This is a genomic window from Hymenobacter sp. (genome assembly GCF_036388155.1).
GTDB lineage: Bacteria > Bacteroidota > Bacteroidia > Cytophagales > Hymenobacteraceae > Hymenobacter.
The window spans coordinates 12,272-32,796 of the sequence record NZ_DASVSI010000005.1; the positions used below are offsets into that span (position 1 = coordinate 12,272).

Consider the following 20,525-nt stretch of genomic DNA (forward strand, 5'->3'; position numbering starts at 1 on the left):
TTCCATCGTTCCCACGGGCCGAAATGAAATTTCGGGGTACTCGTGCTTACCGCCGCCGCTTCAGCTTCTTGAGGTGCTGGTAGGTGGCTTCCTGGGCGCGAATTAGCGGGGCGCCGTCGGTGGGGGCGATGAACTGGTTGTCGAAGTCGCGGGCCTTCACGTTGTCGTGGCGCTGCAAGTCGAGCAGGTGGCGCACTTCGGCCCGCAGCTCTTCGTCGAGGATGGGAAAGGCCACCTCCACGCGCCGGTCGAGGTTGCGCGTCATCCAGTCGGCCGACGACACGTACACTTTTTCCTCGCCGCCGTGGGCGAACACGTACACGCGGCTGTGTTCCAAATAGCGGTCGACGAGGCCGCGCTGGCTGATGTTTTCGCTGAAGCCCGGCTGGCCCGGCACCAGGCAGCCAATGCCCCGCACAATGAGCTCGACCCGCACGCCGGCCACGCTGGCTTCGTAGAGCTTTTCTATCATGCCGCGGTCTTCCACGGCGTTCACCTTGAGGATGACGTAGGCCTTCTTGCCTTTTTTGGCCTGCCTGATTTCGAAGTCGATGAGGGCGTTGAGGCCAGCGCGCAGCCCGAACGGGGCCACCAGCAGCTGCTTGAGCTCGGGCTGGGTGTGCTGGTCGCGCAGGTAGCCAAACACGGCGTCGGCCTCGCGCGTGAGGGCGGGGTTGGCCGTGAAGAGGCCGTGGTCGGTGTACAGCTCGCTGGTGCTTTCGTTGAAGTTGCCGGTGCTGAAGTACGCGTAGTTGCGCGTGGTGTCGTCGGCTTCGCGGCGGGAAATGAGCAGCAGCTTGCTGTGCACCTTCAGCTCGGGCGGCGTGAACAGGACGTTGGCGCCGGCGCGCTTCAGCTTGTCGGCCCAAAACAGGTTGGACTCTTCGTCAAACCGCGCTTTCAGCTCCATCACCACGGTGACCTGCTTGCCGTGCCGGGCGGCTTTGAGCAGGGCTTTCACCACGGCGCTTTTGCTGGCCACGCGGTAGAGCGTGATGCTCACGGCCGACACCCGCGGGTCGGTGGCGGCCTCGCGCAGCAGCCGCGTCACGTAGTCGAACGACTGGTACGGTGGGTGCAGCAGGTGGTCGCGCGCAGCAATGGCGGCCAGCAGGCTGCCCGTGCGTGGCAGCGTGGGGTGCGGCAGGGCCGGCCGCTCGGGGTAATGAAAGCTGGGGTCGTCGAAATGGGGAAAGCCGAAGAAGTCGCGGAAATTGTGGTAGCGGGAGCCTTCCACCAGCTCCTCGTCGGTGATGCCCGTTTTCTGCGTGAGGGCGCGCAGGGTCTCGGTGGGCATTTCGGGGTCGTAGAGCAGGCGGGCCGGAAAGCCGGTAGCGCGCTTGGCCAGGCTGCTGCGGATTTTCTCCATCAGGTCGCCCGACACTTCTTCCTCGATGTCCAGCTCGGCATCGCGGGAGAGCTTGATGGCGCTCACGGTCACGTGCTCGTAAGCAGGAAAGAGCTCGGCGGCGCCCACCCGAATGACGTCGTCGAGAAACAGCACGTACCGCTCCTCGCCCTCGTCGGGCAGGCGCACAAACCGGCTGCCGTGGCGCTTGGTGGGCAGTTCCATCACCAGCACGCGCTCGGCCGGGGCCTTGGCTTTGCCTTTGGCGGCAACGGGCTTGCTGAGGAAAAACGTGAGGTAGACGGTCTGGTCTTTCAGGAAGAGGTGGTGCAGGGTGTCGTCCAGGGCCACCGGCGAGAGCAGGTCGCGCACCTTGTCGCGGAAGTACTGCGCCACCCAGGCGCGCTGCCCCTCGGTCAGCTCGGCCTCGTTGATTAGGTGAATGTGCTGGGCGTTGAGCGCGGGCAGCAGCTGCTCCCGAAACGTGTCCCCAAACTCTTCCTGTTGCCGGGCCACTTCGGCCAGCACTTCGCGCAGCTGGCGCTTGGGCCGCTCGGTGAGCTTGGCGCGGGTCTTCTTTTTGAGCTTCACCAGGCGCCGCAGCGTGGCCACCCGCACCTTGAAAAACTCGTCGAGGTTGCTGCTGAAAATGGCCATGAACTTGAGGCGCTCCAGCAGCGGCACAGCGGGGCTCTGGGCTTCTTGCAGCACGCGGGCGTTGAAGCGCAGCCAGCTCAAGTCACGGGATAGGGTTTCCAAAGGGTGGTAAAAGTTTAAAGTGACGCGTTAAAACCGCTGGCTTCTTGCACAGAGCCAGGGCCCTAATCCATGTAGTCGACTTGTACGACGCGACAAGCAAATGGGCTACTCCCCAGGTTTTAACTCATCTCTTTCCCCTACTCCTCATCCGGCATTTTTTGGGTGGTCGTAGAAGTAGAACTCGGCGTTGGCCTTGCTCACTTGCTCCCACTGGTCGCAGGCAAAATGCAGGCACACCACCGCGGCCGTGGGCATCTCGTTGAAGCTGGTGGGCGACAAGGCATTGGCCGTTTCGGTGATGGTGGGGTTGTGCCCCACCAGCAGCGCCGACCCCGCCGACTCCGGCAGGCTGCGGATAACGGCCAACAGGTCGTCGACCTCAGCCCCGTAAATGCCGGGCTCGACCACAATTTTCTCGTGCGGGTAGCGCATCTCGCGGGCCACCAGCACGGCCGTGCTCATGGCGCGCACGGCGGGCGAGCTCACCACCACGTCGGGGCAAATGCGGCGCTTGGCCAGGGCCTGGCCCATCAGGGGCGCGTCGTCGCGGCCGCGGTCGTTGAGGGGGCGTTCCTGGTCGCTCAGCTCATCGAAGCTCCAGCTGGATTTGGCGTGGCGAAGAAGATAAAGGGTTTTCATAGGGCGAAACTAGGGGCGTTTGGCTTACCCCGAGCATTAGGAAAAGGTTATGGCGACGGCGAGACTAAACTTCCGGCGGCCTGGGCCAGTCCAACGGCTTCAGCGCCAAAAGGCCATGCGCTCACGGGCCAGCTGGCAGCCACTGCCAAACGCTGAAAAACAAGTAGCAAAGCCCGGTTCACGCCGCTTGGCGCACCGCACTGCCTCATGTTCACCTACATCGTGCCCGTATGAAAAACGCTCTCCTTTGCCACTTATTCGGTTTGCTGCTGGTCGGCGTGCTGCTGCCGGAACACGCCCAGGCCCAACGCGGGTACTCCGACGGCTCCGTGACCATGAACCGGGCCAATGGGGTGCTGCAACCCAGCCAGGTAGTGGTGGAAGAATACCTCAACTACCACACCCACCAGATTCCGCTGCCCACCGGGCCGGCCCAAGCCCGGCTTAGCCTGGCCTGGGGCAACCCCGAGGTCTCGGCCACTGATTCGTTGGCGGTGCTGCAGATAGGCATTGCCACCGGTCGGCTGGCCGATTTACGGCAGCGGCCGGCCGTCAACGTGAGCCTGGTGGTGGACTGCAGCGGCTCGATGCAGCAGGACGGGCGCCTGGAGAAAGTGAAGGCCGCCTTGCTGCGGTTTGGCCGCGGCCTGGGCCCGCAAGACCACGTGGCCCTGGTGGCCTACGACTCCGAAGCCCGCGTGGTGCTACCGGCGCAGCTGGCCAACCGGGAAGTATTCGAGCAAGCCGTGAACGGGCTGGCCCTCGGTGGCAGCACCAACCTGCACGGCGGCATGATGCTGGGCTACCAGGAAGCCATGCGCTACCACCAGCCGCTGGGCAGCAGCCGCGTCATTCTGCTCACCGACGGCCTGGCCAACGTGGGCGTCGTCGACCCCGAACAAATCGTGGCCGCTTCGGCCGGCTACACCAAGCAAGGCGTGGAAATATCAACCATTGGCGTGGGCGCCGACGTCAACTTCGCCCTGCTGCAACAGCTGGCCCGCAGCAGCCGTGGCCAGAACCACTTTATCGGGGCCGACCCCGAGGACCTGCGCAAAACCTTCGAGCAGGAGCTGGAAAGCCTGCTCGGCTCGGTGGGCCGGGCCCCGGTGCTGACCCTCACCTACCCGCCCGGCCTGGAGCTGACCGGCCTGCTGGGCTACGCCCCGCAATTGTCGCCGGGCCGCCTGGAGCTGCCCCTCAACAACCTAACGCAGGGCCTGACGCAAGTGGTGCTGGTGAAATTCCGGGTGCGCGGTGCAGCCAAAGCTGCCCTACCCGTAGAGGCCGCGCTGCGGTACACTGCCGCTCAAGGCGAGGCCGTCCTGCTGAAGGAGCAAGCCGAGCTGCGACTGCAACGGCGGGCGCGGGCGTTCGACCAAGCCTTGAGCAACCATGAAGTGCGCAAGAACTACCTCATCGGCTACCTGGCCACCCAACTCAAAGAGCTGGCCCGCCTCAGCGAAGCGCAGCAATTGCCCCAAGCCGTGGCCGTGGGCCAAACCGCCCTGCAAGTAGCCGACCGGCTCTACCCCCGCGGCGCCGACAAAGACGTGCAGCGCGTGCGCGACATTGTGGCCAGCAACGTGCTACGCGCCCAACAAGCCGCACTTTAAGGGCAAACGCGACGGCCGTTGCACCCGCCAGTAAGCGAGAGCTCCTGCTAAGAGCGCAGCGCGGTCAACTAAACGCTATATTGGCTTCATGACCCCGACTCCTCCCGATTACCAGCACCTGCTCACGGCTGTAAAGCAGCGCGTGCGCGAGGCCCAGTACCGCGCCCTGCAACAAGTCAATCAGCAGCAAATTCAACTTTATTGGGACCTGGGCCAGCTCATTGCCGAGCGTCAGCAAGAACACGGCTGGGGCAAAGGCGTGGTCGAGAACCTGGCCAGCGACCTGCAAAAGGAGTTTGCAGGCATGAGCGGATTTTCGGTGCAGAACCTCTGGTACATGCGCCAATTCTATTTGGAATACAGCACCAATGAAATTCTCCAACCAGTGGTTGGAGAAATCAGCTGGGCCAAGCATCTACTCATCATGGGCAAGTGCAAAGACCCACAAGAACGGCTGTTCTACATTCTGCAAACCCGGAATAATAATTGGACCAAGGCCGTGGTGGCCCAGCAATTGAAAGCCCAGGCCTACCAAAAAACGCTCAACGCCCAGCACAACTTCGCCGATACTCTGGCCTCGGCCCAGCTTCCCGCCGCTACGCTGGCCCTGAAAGACGAGTATACCTTCGGCTTACTGGCCCTCACGCCGGAGCACTCCGAATACGAGTTGGAGCAGGCCCTGCTGGGCAACGTCCGCCGCTTCCTCATCGAGATGGGCGGCGATTTTACCTTCATCGGCAACCAGTACCGACTGGAGTTGGAGGGCCAAGAGTATTTCATCGATTTGCTGCTCTTCTACCGCGAGCTGCAATGCCTCGTGGCCGTGGAGCTGAAGATTACCGAGTTCCAGCCGGAATACGCCGGCAAGATGAACTTCTACCTTTCCCTGCTCAACGAGCGGGTGAAAAAGCCCCACGAGCAGCCCAGCATCGGCATCATCATCTGCCAAAGCAAGCAGCGCACCGTGGTCGAATTTGCCCTGCGCGACGTTAACAAGCCCATCGGCGTGGCCACCTACACCCTCACCGACACGCTGCCGGCCGAGCTGCGCCCCTTCTTCCCCAGCAACGACGAGCTGGTCCGGCGGCTCGACGCCCGTGGCCGCCGCCCTGCAAACCCCGGCGGGCGCAACGCACTGAAATTACTTAATTGTAAATGTGGGGCGGTTGGCTAAGTAGAGCCGTTCTGCTGCTACGGTGCAGTAGCGCGACCGTGGTATTGCGGGAAGCCCGTGCCCGGCAACGCTACGCCGGGTTGTCGGCGTCGCCCATCTTGCCGCCGTCGTTCGCGGCACTGGAGGCAGCGCCTCCAGTGGCGTAGTCTGACTTGTCGGCGGTGGTGTTCTTCGTTTGGTTTTTGCGCTCGTTGTCGGGGCCACCGCCCGTATTGTTGGACTCGGCATTGGGCTCGTCGCCGCGGTGGCTGCTGCCGCGGGAGTTGTTGGCGTTGGGCGCTTGGTTGTTGGCATCGCCGGCGTCGTTGCCGTGGTTGCCGCCGTGGTGGTCGGCGCTGGCGCCCACGGTGGGCGCGGTCATGTCGCGGTGGCCCTGCTGCTGGCCGGCCAGGCCGTGGGCGTTTTCGGGCGGGCGGCGTCGGTGCCGTCGTTGGCGACATCGGCTTGGGTGCGGCGGTGTTCGTTCTGGCTCATGAGTAGAAGCTGAAATGGGTGGAAAGGAACAAACGTATACGGCCGGCCTGAGCCCTGGTTCAGGCACAATAGCTAGGTTAATGTCAGCTAACCCATTGGCTAGTTGCGCTTGAGCTTATCAGAGCGACTAGTGAAGCAATCCATAGCCACCGCTTCCCCAGCGGCCGGAGTGGTGGCCAAAGTCGGAGAATCTGACGCAGGCTGGCGCGCGTCTGCGCGTTCATCCCTCCCCTCCAAAAGACAACCGGTTTTTGGAGGGGAGGGAGTTCACGAAACCCATCCTCAGTGGGTGTTTCGTAAACTCTGATTCGTAGACGGGTTTCTTAAACTCGCCATGTTCTGCAGTAGCTTGCAGGCACTTGGTAGCGGGTCATTGCTGGTGGTTTGCCGAAACGAGGGTATGTTTGCGCCATGCTACCTAGGACGTGGGACCCCGAGTTCGTGAGCCAATGGGTCACGCCGCATCACTTGCTCGTGATGGGCGCCAATTACTTGCGGGCGCCTGCTGGGGAACAGGCGGGGTTCAACCGCTGGGTGGCCGCCGCGTTGGCCGCGTTGGACGAGGGCGTCGTCCAGCGCCTGCTCCACGGGTACTGGCGGGAGCAATTGGTGGGCAGCTTGGCTGTGTGGTCTGAAAGGCTGGCACCAGTTTGGCCCGGCCATTGGCGAGCGCTTGGTGGCCAGCAAGACGTGTTTTGCTGGGGAAGGCCACAGTTTTGCGCTCGCGTGCTTTGCCTCGGATGCCGCGGCGGCCCACCTGACCCATTACCTGGAAAAATACCTGCCCCGCCCGGACCTGCAGTACGACCAGGAGTGGGCAATGCCGGCATTGCTCTGGATTGATGAGCAGCGAAACACGACCCACGCGCGCCCCTTCATGGCCGCGGGCGGCTTGTGGGAGCGCTACGGTTCCACCCGCGAGCAGCACGCCGCCAAACATGGGTATACGTCCCCGACGAGCAAGTGCATCCCACGTTTCCGGGCCGCCATGGCCTATTGCCACACGCACTTCCAGGCGAAGTGAGCCCGTTCAGCGAAACGGTCGTGGCTGTTGCAGAAGTCGGGTTAGGTGAATGTGCTTCTGCGTATTCTCGTCACGATTGCCCAAGTTGGCGTTTCGGTGCGCCTATTTCGTCGGCAAGCGCGAGTATTGACCGCCAGCAGGGGCCGAGGCAGGGCCACGGCCAGGCTCAGTTGCCGCTGGGGCCGGTACTTGAGCAGCTTTTTAAGGTTGTAAGCCACGGCCGTGAGCAGCATCGTTTTGTGGGCGCCAGCCAAGCCGCGCACGTTGAGCCGGCGCAGGCCGTAGTGCGGCAGCAAGTGGCCGAAGACGGGCTCGACCGTGCCCTGGCGGACCCGGCGCAGGCGCTGGCCGCGCCGGGTCTGCTGGCGCTGCCAGGCGCGGCGGTAGGCCGCGTCGTAAATCGTGCGGGTAAGTTGTTTGCGCTTGGCCCCGGGCACGCAGGTGGACTTGAGGGGGCACTGCTGGCAGTCCGAGCAGGTGGCCCAGTAGATTTTTTGCCAGGTGCCGTCGGCCCGGGCATCGTACTTGCGAAACGAGAGCACCTTGCCCGCCCGGCAGTGGTAGACGTCCCGCGGGGCATCGTAGGTGAAACCGTCGATTTCGGCCTTGTATTGGCCAAAAACGGGTATCCAGGCCGTTATCTGCGCGGCTTCGAGCAAGGCGTAATTCGAGCCGTTCGCGTAGCCGGCATCGGCCAGCAACTCGCGTAAGGGCAGTTCGTTGGCGCGCAGCCGCTGCTGCAAGCCCGTGAGCAACTGGGGCAGGTGCAGGCTGTCACGCCCATCGGCCAAGTCGGCCTGTACGTGGCTGATGACGCCGTGGGCCGTGTCCACGGCCAGACTGCAGAGGAAGTTCAGGGCCCGGACCTTGCCGGGCTTGACGGAGATGCGCGCGTCGGGGTCGGTGGGCGAGTAGTGGGTCTTGTTGCTGAGCAGCCGCGCCTGCTCGTGCCGCGCGCCCAGCGCGCCGGTCTGCGCGCCCTGCCGCCGGCGCTGCCCCGTGGCCAGCTGGCGCAACTGGTGGGCCGGGGCCGTCACCACCGAGCCCACGGCGGGCGTTTCCTCACGGCCGCTCAGGTGGGGCCCGGCAGGCCCGGCGGCCTGTTTTTCGCGCACGGCTTCCAGCGACGCGTTGGCCTTGACCGGCGCGGAGTCGACAGCCTGCGTGTCGCCGGCCACCAGCCCCCGGGCCACGCACTGGGCAAAGACGTGGTCGAAGAGGCGCTCAAACACCACCGCCGGCAAGCGCTGGCGGGTGCGGCTCACGGTCGAGTGCCAAGGCAATTCCTCGTCCACCTCGTAGCCCAGGAAATACAGAATGTCGAGCCGCAGGGCGCAGTGCTCGACCAGGCGCCGGTCGCTGACCAGGTTTTCCAGCCGGCCTACGAGCACGAGCTTGAAGAACACGACCGGGTCGAGCGAGGGCTGGCCCGTGTGGCTATAAAGGGCCTGCGTTTCCGCGTAGAGAAACGACCAGTCCACCACCCCGGCCAGGCGCCGGTACAGATTGTGGGGCGGGACCCGTTCGGAAAGCCGAAAGCGGACCACCTCTTTGTCGAGAAATAGCTTCTTGCCTTGCATCTTCCTGCTACGAACCCGGGTTCTGCAACAGCCACGACCCTTTCAGTAAACTTTGGAGATGCATACGCCCCAATACGTCATGGTCCTGACCACCATCCGCTGGATGGCCTCTCCGGCCGCGCTCCAACTGGCGCGGTTCGCGGGTGCCCCCGTCGAGAACGCGGACGAACTGGCCCTGGATTGGGACGATGCCTGGCGCATGGCCGAGGGCTTGCTGGCGGGCCGGGAAATCACGGCTTCCGCCTACGCCGCCCTGACCCGCGTCCACGACGAGCTGGGACGCATCCCCCCGACCTCGGACCTGTGGTCGGACGAAGCACTGGCGCACGACCCGCGCTGGGAACGGTTCCGCGCGGCCGCCCGGGCCGTGCTGGGGCAACTCGGGGAACCCTACCAAGACCCCAACATCGACGAGGCCCAAGAGGGCGGCTTTCACAGCGTCGTGGTGTTTTAACGCTCGTGGCTGTTGCAGAAGTCCTAACTGGGTTCAGAAACACGGAAGGTGCGTGATGAAGGACGTGTAAAAACGTCGTTTGGGAATGTTTTTAGCGGTGGTCGGCTCGTCGAGCTTCCCTGAACTGTGCCGCTCGGAGTTCTGCAACAGCCACGGTCGTTTGAGCAAAATTCTGGTTTATTTGCTTTTTCTCCTCCCCCGCGCTTTATGTCATTTCTCCACCCCGCTACCTGGGCCTTGCTGGGTGCCCTCCTGCTCCTGGCCCTGCGGGGGCAGGGCCAATCGGCACCGGATTCGCTCGCGCAGCTGTTGCGGGCGGAGCCCCCGGACACGGCGGCAGGGCCGAACTGGCGGCGGGTGGCCCTGGGCCCGCGCCATGCCGTGCGCTTGCCGCCAGGCGGAACCAACACCCGAACCGGCACCATTGACTCCGACATGGGCGAGTTGCGCACCCCCAACCTGGTGGTGCGCTACGACGCGGGGGGCATGGCGGGCACCCGCCTCCTGTCCCGGACCCGGCTGCGGGCCCAAAACCAGGCGCTGCTCGACGCCCACGTGGTGGATTACTGGGCCACCGTGCCCGCCTACGGCTACTTGATGAGCGCCGCCTCCATGTGGGACTATTTAGGCCACAAGCGGCCGCCTCCACTGCAGGACCCGCAAGTGAGCGAACCGTACCGGTCCAACCTGGCCTCCTTCATGGCGTACCGCGAGTGCGCCCGCACCGACGGCCTCGTGACCCTGGGCTTGCGGCAGGGGGCCGACGGCCCCGAAGCCGTCGCGACCGTCTACGTCGAGGGGGGAAGGGGCCCTTTTCCCGAAACGGCCAACTTCTCGGCCGCCGTGAAGACGCGGGCCCACCTGCGCGAATTTCTCCAAGTGGTCTGCAGCTACACCCGTGCGCGCACGCCCTAGCGTAGGGCAGTCCGGGAAGGGGCCCCCGCAAGGGCCATCCATTTGCTGCGCCGCCGAACTGCTTTGACAGCGCCGCCCCACATAAAACCGTGTTCAAGAAAAGGGTCCAAATAGAATAACGAGCGTTAAGTTTGCTCGGAGGTCGTTTTCACGGTTGCATATGGAAGCCAGCAGATTCTATCGGGTGGAATTGAATGGGGAACAGGTCGCCGTGGGAGACGTCGAACTGGCGGCCCTGCGCAAAGACATCTTGCTCTACTTCGACACCAACCTGGACGAGCCGGTCTGCACCTACATGCCGGCCGACCAGTTCACCCTGCCGTACTGGCGGTATCTCTCGCTGGGGTTTTCCCAAGAATGGGCGGAATCGGTGCACTACCAGCGGCTGGTTGAAGAAAGCTGCGTGGCCCTGCTCAACGGCATTGCCCTCGAACTGCTCGACGAACCCCTGGGCCTCATCCGCAAGCATTGGCGGCAAGAGTCCCTCGAAACCCTGCTGCAGTACGTGGAGCACTACCGGCCCTCGTCGGCCAAACTGGCCCCGGCCCGGGGCCACTTGGTGCGGACCTTGACCTTTATCCTAAACTTGACCGAAAGCGACCTCGACCCCCAGGACCGCTGCTTGCGCAACCGAGACCATCTACCGGGCGCCAATTGGATAGCGGAAGAGATTGTCCGGGCCTACTACAGCTGGCGGCTAACCATAAACAAAGGCGCATAAACACTGCTTTAGTGTTCAGCGAAAGGGTCGAAACGGCGAAGGAAACTTCTCCTGCTTTATCCTGCCCAACATGAACGAAGCTAACTATCGGCCCATTATAGAGGCTTATCTTGGTCAGCAGTTGTCGGTTGATGCGTATATCACAGCCTTTATGCGTCAGTGGAAGAACGACCGTGATGCCCAACAGCCGACCTCGCAGCAGACTACTTCAGACACCCTCTTTGCTCGGATGATGGACCGGCTTTTCACTAGCTGCGATTGTTACGACGAAAACCCGGAAGGCCCCGTTGGAATATCGGAGTCAACGCTTCGGGATGAGGTTGCCCTTTTTCATCCCATTTTGTGGGATTAAGGCACCCATTTCCTTTTCAGGCTACGTCCAAGAAAACGGTGTTTTATTTACTTTCTCTCTCTTTTTTAAGCGATTAAGCCAAATTCATGTTCGAACCACTGCTCTATAAGGCAATTGCTTGAGAAACGCCGCAAGCGGCCCGATTCGGCACGTTCGCCAACGGCCCTGACGAATGGCCGCTTAACGCCAACGCTTGCCCAGGTGCCGTACGAAACGAAAAACACCCGAGAGCACACCGGTTAGAAAGGGAAACAAAAAAATAAGCAGCTGATATTCCTTGGTGATATCCAGCACGCGCTCGGTTGCGGCCCAAACGCCGATTAAAATTAATCCCACTGCCAGACACATGCCCCACCCGTAGTTCTGGAGGCTTTTCCCTAACAATAACCGAAGCGAGACAACATAGTAAGGGACCAAAACGAGGAAGGCGACGATGTTGAAAAGAAAAGAAATGGGAGCCATTTCATCCAGCAGAAGAAGGGACATTAGCGCGCGGTAGGAGAAAAGGGTAATTCAAATGAACGAGCCATTCGTGCACGCAGCTACTGTTCAACCTAGATTTCTTTTTTGAACACCTCATGGCATCCAAGCAACGGCCTCGAAAACGGCGTTTTCAAGGGCTTTTCGGAGAGAGTGATGGACACCACTACCGGTAAGAAAACGCTTAACGTGCCACATTTTCTGTTTTCTGAGATGCCCCTTACCTAGAGCCAATCTATTGGTAACAATATGAAGAAGCCCCCAGCCACTCACGCAGCCGGGGCTTCTTGCATCTACCCAACGCTACCGCTCCCGCTTTTGGTCGAGTAAGGCTTTGCCACCACGTCCCGCGTCCACAACCGCGCGGGCCTGCTGATACTCGGCCACCAGCTCGGGCAGGGCGCTTTGCAGGTTGGGCACCGCACGGCGAGGCGGTTCAGGGCGGCGCGGGCTTCGGCCAGGTGCTGTACTGCGGCTTCGCAGAGCACGCTGCCGTTGGCCATCTGCCGGCAGGCCGCCCCGATGAATTCCGCGCTGCTACTGCATCGAAGCGGTGCCTCCAAGCTTATCAGCCCACAAAAAAGCCCCGACCAACCGGCCGGGGCTTTTCTCATGTCACCGAAGCGAAGCCGCTCTATTGCAGCACCACTTTCCGGGTCAGCACTTCGCCGCCGGCCTGCACGCGCAACGTGTAGAGGCCGGCAGCCAAGCCGCGGGTCGAAACGGTGGTTTCGCCACCGCGCGCCAAGGGCTGGCGGGCAGCTACCTGGCCCAGCGCGTTCAACAGCTCCACCGAACCGGTGGCGTTTAAGTGGCTCAGGCGCAGGGTGAGCTGGCCGGTGTTGCTGGGGTTGGGGTACGCCACCAGGGCGTTGGTTTCGGCTTTGGCTTTGGTGCCCAGCACCGCTGAGGCGCTGATGGTGAAAGCGCCCTGCGTATCGGAGCTGTTAAAGCCGCTCACCGCCACGTAGTAGCGCGTGCCAGCCGTGAGGCCGGGCACCACCACCGGGGCAGCAAAGGCGGTGTTGCTTGCCCCCGAGCCCTGGCAGAATACCTCGTTGAAGGGGCCCGCTGCGCAGTCGGCGGCGCTGAACACGCGCACCGTACCGGCCGCACTGCCCGTGAGCGTGAGGGTCGTGCTCGTGCCGCTGGGCGTGAACGAGAACCATACGTCCTTGGGCAGGTTGCCGCCCGAGCAGGCCGGCGTGCTGATGCCGTTCTGAATGCTGGTGCCGGCGCCGCTGTTTGAGCCGTTCACGGGCGTGGCGCCCAAAGCCACGGCGGCGCAGGGCTCGTCGTTGGCGGGGGTGGGCTGCACGAAGGTCACGGTCTGGGTGTTGTTGCTGGCGTTGCCGTCGGGGTTGCCGTTGGGCAGGCTGCCGGTCACGGTCAGGGTGTTGTTGCCGCTGGGGGCCACCACGCCCTGCGTGAAGGCGAGCTGCTGGGTGGCCGCCACGGCCAGCGTCAGACCCGTGAAGTTCTGCACCACGGGCGTGCCGCCGTTCAGGGCGTAGCTCAGCGTGACGGACGTGAGCACCGAAGTGCCGCCGTTGCGAATGGTGACGCGCACGGTGTTGGCGGTGGGCAAGGCGGGAGTCACGGGCGCGTCGATGCTCACCACGGCCACGTCGTCGGAAGTCGGCGAGAATTCAATGGCGCCAATGTCAGGCGGGCTGGTGCGCAACACGTTGGCAAAGTCACGCGGCACGCGGGCCAGGGCCACGCCGGCGCCGTTCAGCACCACCGAGCTGGGTTGTAGGTTGCCGGTGGCTGCGCCTGCAAACTGCGGGTTGGCTTGCACGCTGTTCTGGTCGTAAGTGGGGTTGGCGGCGCGCCAGTTGGCCAGCGTGGCGTAATCCTGGGTGGTGGTAGCGGCCGGGCCCACGTGGCCGGTGTAATAGTTGGTGCCCGTGCCCACGTACAAGTCGTTGTAGTTCGTGACGATGGTCGAGGTAGGAGTCAGGAAAAACAGGGCGAAGCGTTTGCCGGTGCCGGTACGCGTCACGCTGAAGACGTTATTGCGGATGTCGATGCCCGTAGCCAGCGTGGTCTGGTAGAAGCCGTACGCCAGCGTAGTGCCCAGAAACACCTGGTCGTCCAGCGCAATGGTGTTCTGGTAATAGCGGGCAAAGTCCGACCCGCTGTTGTAGATGCCGTACTGCGTGCCCGCGCCGGTGAAGTTGTACACCAGGTTGTTCACGAAGTCGTTCTCCGTGCCCGCCGTCGCGTCGCTGGTCGTGATGTACAGCCCGTAGCCCGCCCCCGTGTCGCCGGGGTTGCCGGTAAACGGGTCATGGATGCGGTTGCGCTCCACGGCCGCACCCACGTTGCCGGCCAGGTACACGCCGTAGAAGGTGCTCACGTTGGTGCGGGTGCTGCGGTGCACGTTGTTGTCCAGCACGCGAGCACCGCTGGCGCTCTCCACGTCGATGCCGTAGGTGTAGAAGTCGCGCACCTCGTTGCCCGTCACGCGGTTGCCCACGCTGCGCGCCGTCGCGCTGGTGCCGGTCATGATGATGCCGTAGTAGCCACCGCTGATGACGTTGTTCTCAATGCGCAGGTTGTTAGCGTTGCCCGCCGAGGAGGCCGAAGTCAGCGTACCGCTGGCCGCGATGCCCGCATTGGCCGTGCTCGAGGTAGCCACGGCCGAAGCGCGAATCACGCAGTTGGCCACACGGTTGTTGTCGGCCTGGGCCACCAGATGCACGCCGATGCCATACGTGGCGGCCGTCGACTGGTCAATGGTCAGGTTGCTTACCGTCACGTAGTCCGTGCCGTTCAGCAGAATGGCCGCGGACTGCGCCGAAGTGCCCGTGTACGTCAGGGTCTGCTTGCTGGCCCCCCCGTCGATGACAATGGTGTCAGTGGCGCTCACGCCCGTTACGGCGCCCAACGCGAACTGCTCGTTGTAGGGGCCATTCAGCACGTTGATGCGCACTGGGTCGGCAATGCCGGCCGAATTAAGAGCCGTCGCCGCGTCGGCGAAGCTGGCGAAGTTGGTGCCGCCCGTGGGCGCGTTTTTGTTGATGGTAAACGTGCCGGCCAAGGCCGTGTACACCGTGGCGCACTGCGCGTTGTTGGCGGCATTCACGTCCACGTTGCCATTGGGCAAGCTGGCGGTCACGCACACACTATTCGGCCCCACGGCCAGTACGGGCGACGTGGTGAAGGTGAGGGCCTGGGCGGCGCCGGCAGCCAGCCCGCCGGTCAGCGTGAAGTTTTGCACCACCGGCGTGCCGCCGTTTAGTGCGTATTCCAACCGCACGGTGTTGAGCGCACTAGAGCCGTTGTTGCGCACGGTCACGGTCAGGGTTTTCGCCCCGGTTGTGTTTGGCGAAGTCGGCGAGTCGATGCTCACCAAGGCAACGTCGTCGGCCGCCGGCGCAAACTCGTAGGCGCCCAGGTCGGGCGCCGTCGTGCTGCGGGCCGCGCCAGTAAAGTCGTTGGGCACGCGGGCCAGCGGGGTAGCCGCGCCGTTGAGGGGGCTGGCCGTGGGCCGGAGGTCGCCGGTGGCCGGGCTCACAAACTGCGGGCTGGCCTGCACGCTGTTCTGGTCGTAGACGCCGCTGTTGGCGGTGCGCCAGTTGGCCAGCGTCCCAAAATCGGCGGTGCCGTAGCGGCCGGTGAAATACGTGGCGCCGGTGCCGGTGTAGAGGTCGTTGTAGTTGGAGGCGATGGTCGACCCGGCGGTGTTGAAGCCCATGGCGGTTTTGTCGCCGGTGCCCCCGGTGCGCGTCACGCTGAAGATGTTGTTGCGGACGTCAATGCCCGTGGCAATGGTGGTTTGGTAGAAGCCGTAGGTGGTTTGGGTGGTGCCAGCGCCGGTTTGGTTGTCCAACGACACCGTGTTGTGGTAATAGCGGGCAAAGTCCGACCCCACGTTGTAAATGCCGTACTGCGTGCCCGCGCCGGTGAAGTTGTACACTAGGTTGTTCACAAAGTCGTTCTCCGTGCCCGCCGTCGCGTCGCTGGTCGTGATGTACAGCCCGTAACCGGTGCCCGTATCGGCGGGGTTGCCGGTAAACGGGTCATGGATGCGGTTGCGCTCCACGGCCGCACCCACGTTGCCGGCCAGGTACACGCCGTAGAAAGTGCTCACGTTGGTGCGGCCAAGGCGATGCACGTTGTTGTTCAGGATGCGGGCGCCGCTGGCGCTCTCCACGTCGATGCCGTAGAAATAAAAGTCGCGCACCTCGTTGCCCGTCACGCGCACGCCGGTGCTGCGGTTGGTGGTGCTGGCCCCGGTGAGTATCACCCCGTAGTAGCCACCGCTGATGACGTTGTTCTCGATGCGCAGGTTGTTGGCGTCGCCGGCCGAGGTGGCCGAAGTCACCCCGCCGCTGGCCGCGATGCCCGCATTGGCCGTGCTGGACGTGGCCGTCGCCGGCGCCTGAATCACGCAATTGGCCACGCGGTTGTTGTTGGCCTGGGCCACCAAATGCACCCCAATGCCATACGTAGCGCCCGCCGACACATCAATGGTCAGGTTTTGCAGCGTCACGTAGTCCGTGCCGTTGAGCACCACAGCCGCCGGCTGGGCCACCACGCCGGTGTAGGTCAGGGTTTGCTTGGCGGCGCCGCCGTCCACCACAATGGTGTCGGTGGCGCTCACGCCCGTCACCGCGCTCAGCGAGAACTGCTCGGCATACGGCCCGTTCAGCACGTTGAACCGCACCGGCGCCGAAATACCCGACGTATTCAGGGCCGTGGCCGCCGCCGTGAAGCTGACAAAGTTGGTGGCGCTGGCCGGCGCGTTTTTGTTGATGGTGTAGGTGCCCGCCAGCTGCGCGTAAGCGCCTGGCCCGGCCATTAACAGGAGGGCAGTGGCCAGCCAACGGCCGCGCCCCGGCTTTGAGCGGTGGGCTGCCCGGGCCATGGTTTCTTCAGGAGTATTTGTTTGCATGTGGGATGAGAAAGAGAAAGGGGAAAAATATATAGTAGTAAATTTGAATATACTGCTTTGCGAATTTTGTAAAACAGTCCACCATAGTTACCGCTATTTTATTAAAACAGCAATAAACCAAGGTTTAATCTGTTTTTAACAGAATGCCTATGAATTGCTGAGTTTAAAACTTTTTCAACAAATGCCCGGCCTGTTTCAAAGGATTTTGCAACGAGCTAGTCTTTTTTGACAAAAGCTTAACAACAGGCCCAGTCGATGCCATCAAAAAAAGCCCCGACTGTAGAGCCGGGGCTTTTCGAAAGCAACAGGATGCGGATGACAGGCGCTATTCTTTCACGAAACGCTGGTGCGTGGTGGTGCGGCCGTCGCTCACGGTGAGCAGGTAAATGCCGGCGCGCAAGGCGGCTACGTTCAACTGGCCGTCGGCAAACGTCAGGCCGCGTACTTCGCCCCCGCGCAGGTCAAACACACGCACGCTGATGGGCTGCTCCAGGTCCGCGTCCACGGGGCGGGCTATGCGCAACACATCGGTGGCCGGGTTCGGGAACAAGGTGTACTGCCCGGTAGGGCGGCCGCTCTGGCGGGCCGCCACGCTGCCCTCGGTGCGGGCCACGCCGCCGCCCACGTTCAGGGTGTAGTCTTCGGTTTCGCCGTAGCCGTAGCTGCCGCAGCTGGTGGTGCCGCTGGCGTCGCTCAGCACCACGCGCAGGCGCACGGCACCGTTCTTGGCACCACTAGGCACCGTGAAGCTGGCCGAGCGGGTGGCGGCGGAAGTGCTGCCCGCCGCCGACACGATGAGCTCGCCGGCATCGGTGAACACGCCGTTCTGGTTCCAGTCGGCGTAGGCTTTCACGTACTCCGTGTAGGCGCTGCCGGCGTAGCCCGTCGAGAAGCTCAGGGTGTAGGTGGAGCCGGCCGCCACGCTGGTGCTCAGGGCCGTGCCGTTGTAGTAGCCGCCATCAGCGCCCGAAGCGCGGTTGATGCTGCCCACTTGCACCAGGTCCAGCCATTCGTAGGCCACGCTGCTGCCTTTGCTGGCGCAGTAGGTGGGCGTGGTGGGGGGCGGCGTGGTGGTGCCCGGAGCCGTGCCGCCGAGCGAGGTTTTGAGCGAGGCGCGGGCGCCGCCGCTGGCAAACAAGGCGTTCATGCGGCTGCTCTGGCCGTTCGAGAACATGTACATGCCGCGGTCGTCGGTGTAGTCCATGTAGTTCATGAACATGTCGCTGGTGTTCGAGCACGAAGGGTTGGGGTAGGTCGGCACGCCGTAGTTTTCATCGGCTTGATTGGGCGTATCCGATACTTGGTCCGAGCCGGTGCAGGCCGTTCCGTCATCGCCCCAAATGTGGAACAGGTTCAGCCAGTGGCCCACTTCGTGCGTGCCCGTCCGGCCCAGGTTGAAGGGCGCAGCCGCCGAACCGCCCTTGCCAAAGGCCGAAGTCCGAATTACGACGCCGTCGAGGGCCGCCGGGCCGCCCGGAAACTGCGCGTAGCCCAGCGTGCCGCCCGCCAGGTTGCACACCCACAGGTTGAGGTACTGGCTGGTGTTCCACGGGTCGGAGCCGCCGTCGCTGCTGCGCTTCATGTACTCGTAGAACTGCCCCGTGTTGGGGTTGTCCACCGGCCAGCTGGTGCGGGTGGTCGACTTGCGGACGATGCCCGTGGTGGCGGCGCCCGCCGGCGTGCGCTTGGCCAGGGTAAAGGCAATGTTCACGTTGGCCGCGGCCGCGGCAAAAGCCGACGGCACGTTGGCCGCGTCCGCGTTTAGCTTCTGGAAATCCTCGTTGAGCACCGCAATCTGTGAGGCGACTTGGGCGTCGGAAATATTCTGGGCCGCGGTGTTGTACAACACGTGCACCACCACCGGAATGGTGAGGGTAACGGCCGAGGTCCGCTGCGCCGACGTGGCGGGCTGAGCCGCGTACTTCTGGGCCTGCGCGTTGATGGCGGACATGCGCTGGGCCAGGGTGGGGTCAGCGGCCAGCTGAGCCGCCAGTACTTCCATGCTGGCGCAGGTGCGCTTCAGCGGAATGGCACTTGTGCTGCCGGCGGGCGCGGCGCGGTTGGCATCCTGTGCCAAGGTGGGAGTGGTGCTGCAAGCCAAGCTCAACAGGCCCAGCGTGACGGCGTAAATGTTTATTCTCATACAGTGGAAAAAGAAATGAATGGGGGTTAGTAGAAAAGTGAAAAAGAAAAATGAATTCGTTCAGGAAGGCAGTAGAAGTAAAAAGAGCTGCCCGTGGTGGGCAGCTCTTTTGCTAACAGGAGGGGCAGTACTGCAGCTCCAGGGCTTGGGTTACTCCTTTTCGAAGCGCTGGTTCACCACCTGGCCGCCGCTGGCGATGCGGACGTGGTAGAGGCCCTTGGGCAGCGAGCCCACTTCTACCTGGCCATTGCCGTTGTAGCGGGCCTGGGTCATTTCGCGGCCCTGCATGTCGAACACGCGCACCGAGGAGGCTCCGCGCGCAACAGTGGCCGTTAGGTCCACGTTCAGCACGTTGGCGGCGGGGTTGGGGTAGAGGGTGGCGGGCGCGGCGGCCACATTGCGCAGGGCTACGCCGCCCTGCGAGCTGAGCAGCGACGCGCGGGCGCCGCCCGTGCCGAAAAGAGCTTCCATGCGGCTGGCCTGGCCGGCGGTGAACATGTACATGCACCGGTCATAGGTGTAGTCCATGTAATTCATGCTCATGTCGCCCTGGTTGTTGCAGGTAACTTTCGGAAACACGGGGCAGCCGCCGTTGCTGGTTTGCTGGGTGGGGGTGTCGGCCACCAGGTCGTTGCCGCACGTAGCATCGCCCCAGATGTGGCGCAGGTTCAGCCAGTGGCCCACTTCGTGCGTGGCCGTCCGGCCGCCATCGTAGTTGGCCGCCGCGCCGCCGGGCGTCGAGGAGTACAGACACACCACGCCGTCGGTGGCAGCCGGGCCACCGGGAAACTGCGCGTAGCCGAGCAGGCCGCGGCCCAGGTTGCAAAGCCAGAGGTTGAGGTACTGGTCGCGGGGCCAGGCGTTGCTGCCGCCCCTGCTGCTGGACTTCACGGCATCGTTGCTGCTAAACGAGCGGGTTTTGGTGGCCACGCGCAGCACGCCGGTGGTGGCGCGGCCGCTGGGGTCGCGCTTGGCCAGCACAAATTGCACGTTGGTAGCCGAAGCCACGCCGGTAAAAGCACCCGGTATCTTGCTGGCGTCGGCGTTGGTTTTGGCAAAGTCCTCGTTCAGCACCCGAATCTGGGCGTCAATCTCGGCCTGCGACACGTTTTGGGCGGCGGTGTTGTACACCACGTGCACCACCACCGGAATCACCACGGGCGTACCGGCCGTGACGCGCTGCAGCATGGCGGGCTGCGACATGTAGCGCTTGGTTTGGGCTTCGATGGCCGCCATGCGCTGCGACATGGCCGGGTCGGTCGCCATTTGGGTTTCGAACACCTCCATGGTGGCGCAGTTGCGCCCCCCGCCCGGGTTGTCGTTGCTCACCACCGGAGCGACGCGGTTTTCAAGGATTTCGGCGCGGCCGGGCTGCGACTGCGCACGGCCAGCCTGAGCATGGGAAAACAGCGGAGTGGCGCAGCCCAACAGGGCCAGCGCCGAAGCGTAAAGTTTGTTCATAAATGAAATGTGGTGGGAAAAAGTGTGGAATATTCAGACTGACAATGTAGGAGAATTTTTTCTAAGAAGCCACAACGCTAAAGCTGCCGAAATCGCAACAAATCGGAAGTGGAAGGCGAATTTGGTTGCAATATGCACAATCAAAAACCCTATTTTCCGCATGAATTCGCAATGCATCGCGTCTACGCAGACCCTCTCCGGGACGTTGTGGTCGGCGGGGGCTTTACTGGAAAGTTTATGATTCTCCCTGGAATTTCATAATTCAATGGTTCACCGCAAACTGAAGAGCTTAACTGCTTTCTTGCTGCGCAAAAAAAGCCTCTGAACGTAGTCCAAAGGCTTTATCGGAATGAAAAAAGCAACTTACAGCGGCCTAAGAATCGGCGGGTGCCTGCCGGTCCGACGCCTTGAGCATCCGACCGATTGTTTGCTGCGCCTTTCCTCTCGAAAGCGCTACCGATAACCGGTCGGACGCCTAAGCT

General features: G+C 63.1%; 15 protein-coding genes. 7 read left to right on the forward strand and 8 right to left on the reverse strand.

The genetic code is table 11. The features are described from left to right. Nucleotides 1–46: 46 nt before the first annotated feature. Both ppk1 and VF629_RS00700 read right to left on the reverse strand, forming a co-directional pair. A complete protein-coding gene (ppk1, locus tag VF629_RS00695; protein WP_331056517.1) occupies nucleotides 47–2,107 on the reverse strand; it encodes a polyphosphate kinase 1 in 2,061 nt (686 codons plus the stop codon). A 144-nt stretch (nucleotides 2,108–2,251) separates the two neighbouring features. Continuing rightward, nucleotides 2,252–2,746, reverse strand: coding sequence for a histidine phosphatase family protein (locus VF629_RS00700; protein WP_331056518.1), 495 nt, complete (start codon nucleotides 2,744–2,746; stop codon nucleotides 2,252–2,254). A gap of 230 nt (nucleotides 2,747–2,976) precedes the next feature. Between VF629_RS00700 and VF629_RS00705 the strand changes: the two genes are divergently transcribed. Together VF629_RS00705 and VF629_RS00710 are read left to right on the forward strand one after the other, a co-directional pair. Next, on the forward strand, nucleotides 2,977–4,362 hold the full coding sequence (locus VF629_RS00705; RefSeq protein WP_331056519.1) for a vWA domain-containing protein: 1,386 nt from the start codon (nucleotides 2,977–2,979) through the stop codon (nucleotides 4,360–4,362). A gap of 88 nt (nucleotides 4,363–4,450) precedes the next feature. Beyond that, nucleotides 4,451–5,536, forward strand: a complete 1,086-nt coding sequence (locus VF629_RS00710; protein ID WP_331056520.1) for a PDDEXK nuclease domain-containing protein — start codon at nucleotides 4,451–4,453, stop codon at nucleotides 5,534–5,536. Between the two features lie 70 nt (nucleotides 5,537–5,606). On the opposite strand, the gene VF629_RS00715 is transcribed toward VF629_RS00710, so the two are convergent. Further along, nucleotides 5,607–5,897: a hypothetical protein gene (locus tag VF629_RS00715; protein ID WP_331056521.1), complete on the reverse strand. Its 291-nt coding sequence runs from the start codon at nucleotides 5,895–5,897 to the stop codon at nucleotides 5,607–5,609. A 735-nt stretch (nucleotides 5,898–6,632) separates the two neighbouring features. On the opposite strand from VF629_RS00715, the gene VF629_RS00720 reads away from it, so the two are divergent. After that, a complete protein-coding gene (locus VF629_RS00720; RefSeq protein ID WP_331056535.1) occupies nucleotides 6,633–7,034 on the forward strand; it encodes a DUF6000 family protein in 402 nt (133 codons plus the stop codon). Between the two features lie 41 nt (nucleotides 7,035–7,075). Here VF629_RS00720 and VF629_RS00725 read toward each other — a convergent pair whose 3' ends face one another. Next, complete coding sequence (locus tag VF629_RS00725) at nucleotides 7,076–8,614, reverse strand: IS1182 family transposase (RefSeq protein WP_331056522.1); 1,539 nt, start codon at nucleotides 8,612–8,614, stop codon at nucleotides 7,076–7,078. Between the two features lie 58 nt (nucleotides 8,615–8,672). Here VF629_RS00725 and VF629_RS00730 point away from each other — a divergent pair, with 58 nt between their 5' ends. The 4 genes from VF629_RS00730 to VF629_RS00745 all read left to right on the forward strand — a co-directional run bounded on the left by VF629_RS00730 (nucleotide 8,673) and on the right by VF629_RS00745 (nucleotide 11,056). Next, nucleotides 8,673–9,068: a hypothetical protein gene (locus VF629_RS00730; protein WP_331056523.1), complete on the forward strand. Its 396-nt coding sequence runs from the start codon at nucleotides 8,673–8,675 to the stop codon at nucleotides 9,066–9,068. A gap of 207 nt (nucleotides 9,069–9,275) precedes the next feature. Continuing rightward, a complete protein-coding gene (locus VF629_RS00735) occupies nucleotides 9,276–9,983 on the forward strand; it encodes a hypothetical protein (protein ID WP_331056524.1) in 708 nt (235 codons plus the stop codon). A 160-nt stretch (nucleotides 9,984–10,143) separates the two neighbouring features. Further along, the gene (locus tag VF629_RS00740) at nucleotides 10,144–10,704 is read left to right on the forward strand and encodes a hypothetical protein (RefSeq protein WP_331056525.1); all 561 of its coding nucleotides are present in this window, start codon (nucleotides 10,144–10,146) and stop codon (nucleotides 10,702–10,704) included. Nucleotides 10,705–10,774: 70 nt separating this feature from the next. Then, on the forward strand, nucleotides 10,775–11,056 hold the full coding sequence (locus VF629_RS00745) for a colicin immunity domain-containing protein (protein ID WP_331056526.1): 282 nt from the start codon (nucleotides 10,775–10,777) through the stop codon (nucleotides 11,054–11,056). 180 nt (nucleotides 11,057–11,236) lie between these two features. Here the strand turns inward: VF629_RS00745 and VF629_RS00750 are convergent, their stop codons facing one another. The 4 genes from VF629_RS00750 to VF629_RS00765 all read right to left on the reverse strand — a co-directional run bounded on the left by VF629_RS00750 (nucleotide 11,237) and on the right by VF629_RS00765 (nucleotide 20,043). After that, nucleotides 11,237–11,542 carry a hypothetical protein gene (locus tag VF629_RS00750; RefSeq protein WP_331056527.1) on the reverse strand — a complete coding sequence of 102 codons (306 nt, stop codon included), beginning with the start codon at nucleotides 11,540–11,542 and terminating at the stop codon, nucleotides 11,237–11,239. A gap of 628 nt (nucleotides 11,543–12,170) precedes the next feature. Further along, complete coding sequence (locus tag VF629_RS00755) at nucleotides 12,171–16,439, reverse strand: beta strand repeat-containing protein (RefSeq protein ID WP_331056528.1); 4,269 nt, start codon at nucleotides 16,437–16,439, stop codon at nucleotides 12,171–12,173. Nucleotides 16,440–16,764: 325 nt separating this feature from the next. After that, nucleotides 16,765–18,582, reverse strand: a complete 1,818-nt coding sequence (locus tag VF629_RS00760; RefSeq protein ID WP_331056529.1) for a GEVED domain-containing protein — start codon at nucleotides 18,580–18,582, stop codon at nucleotides 16,765–16,767. A 150-nt stretch (nucleotides 18,583–18,732) separates the two neighbouring features. After that, nucleotides 18,733–20,043 carry a M43 family zinc metalloprotease gene (locus VF629_RS00765; RefSeq protein WP_331056530.1) on the reverse strand — a complete coding sequence of 437 codons (1,311 nt, stop codon included), beginning with the start codon at nucleotides 20,041–20,043 and terminating at the stop codon, nucleotides 18,733–18,735. Nucleotides 20,044–20,525 lie beyond the last annotated feature (482 nt).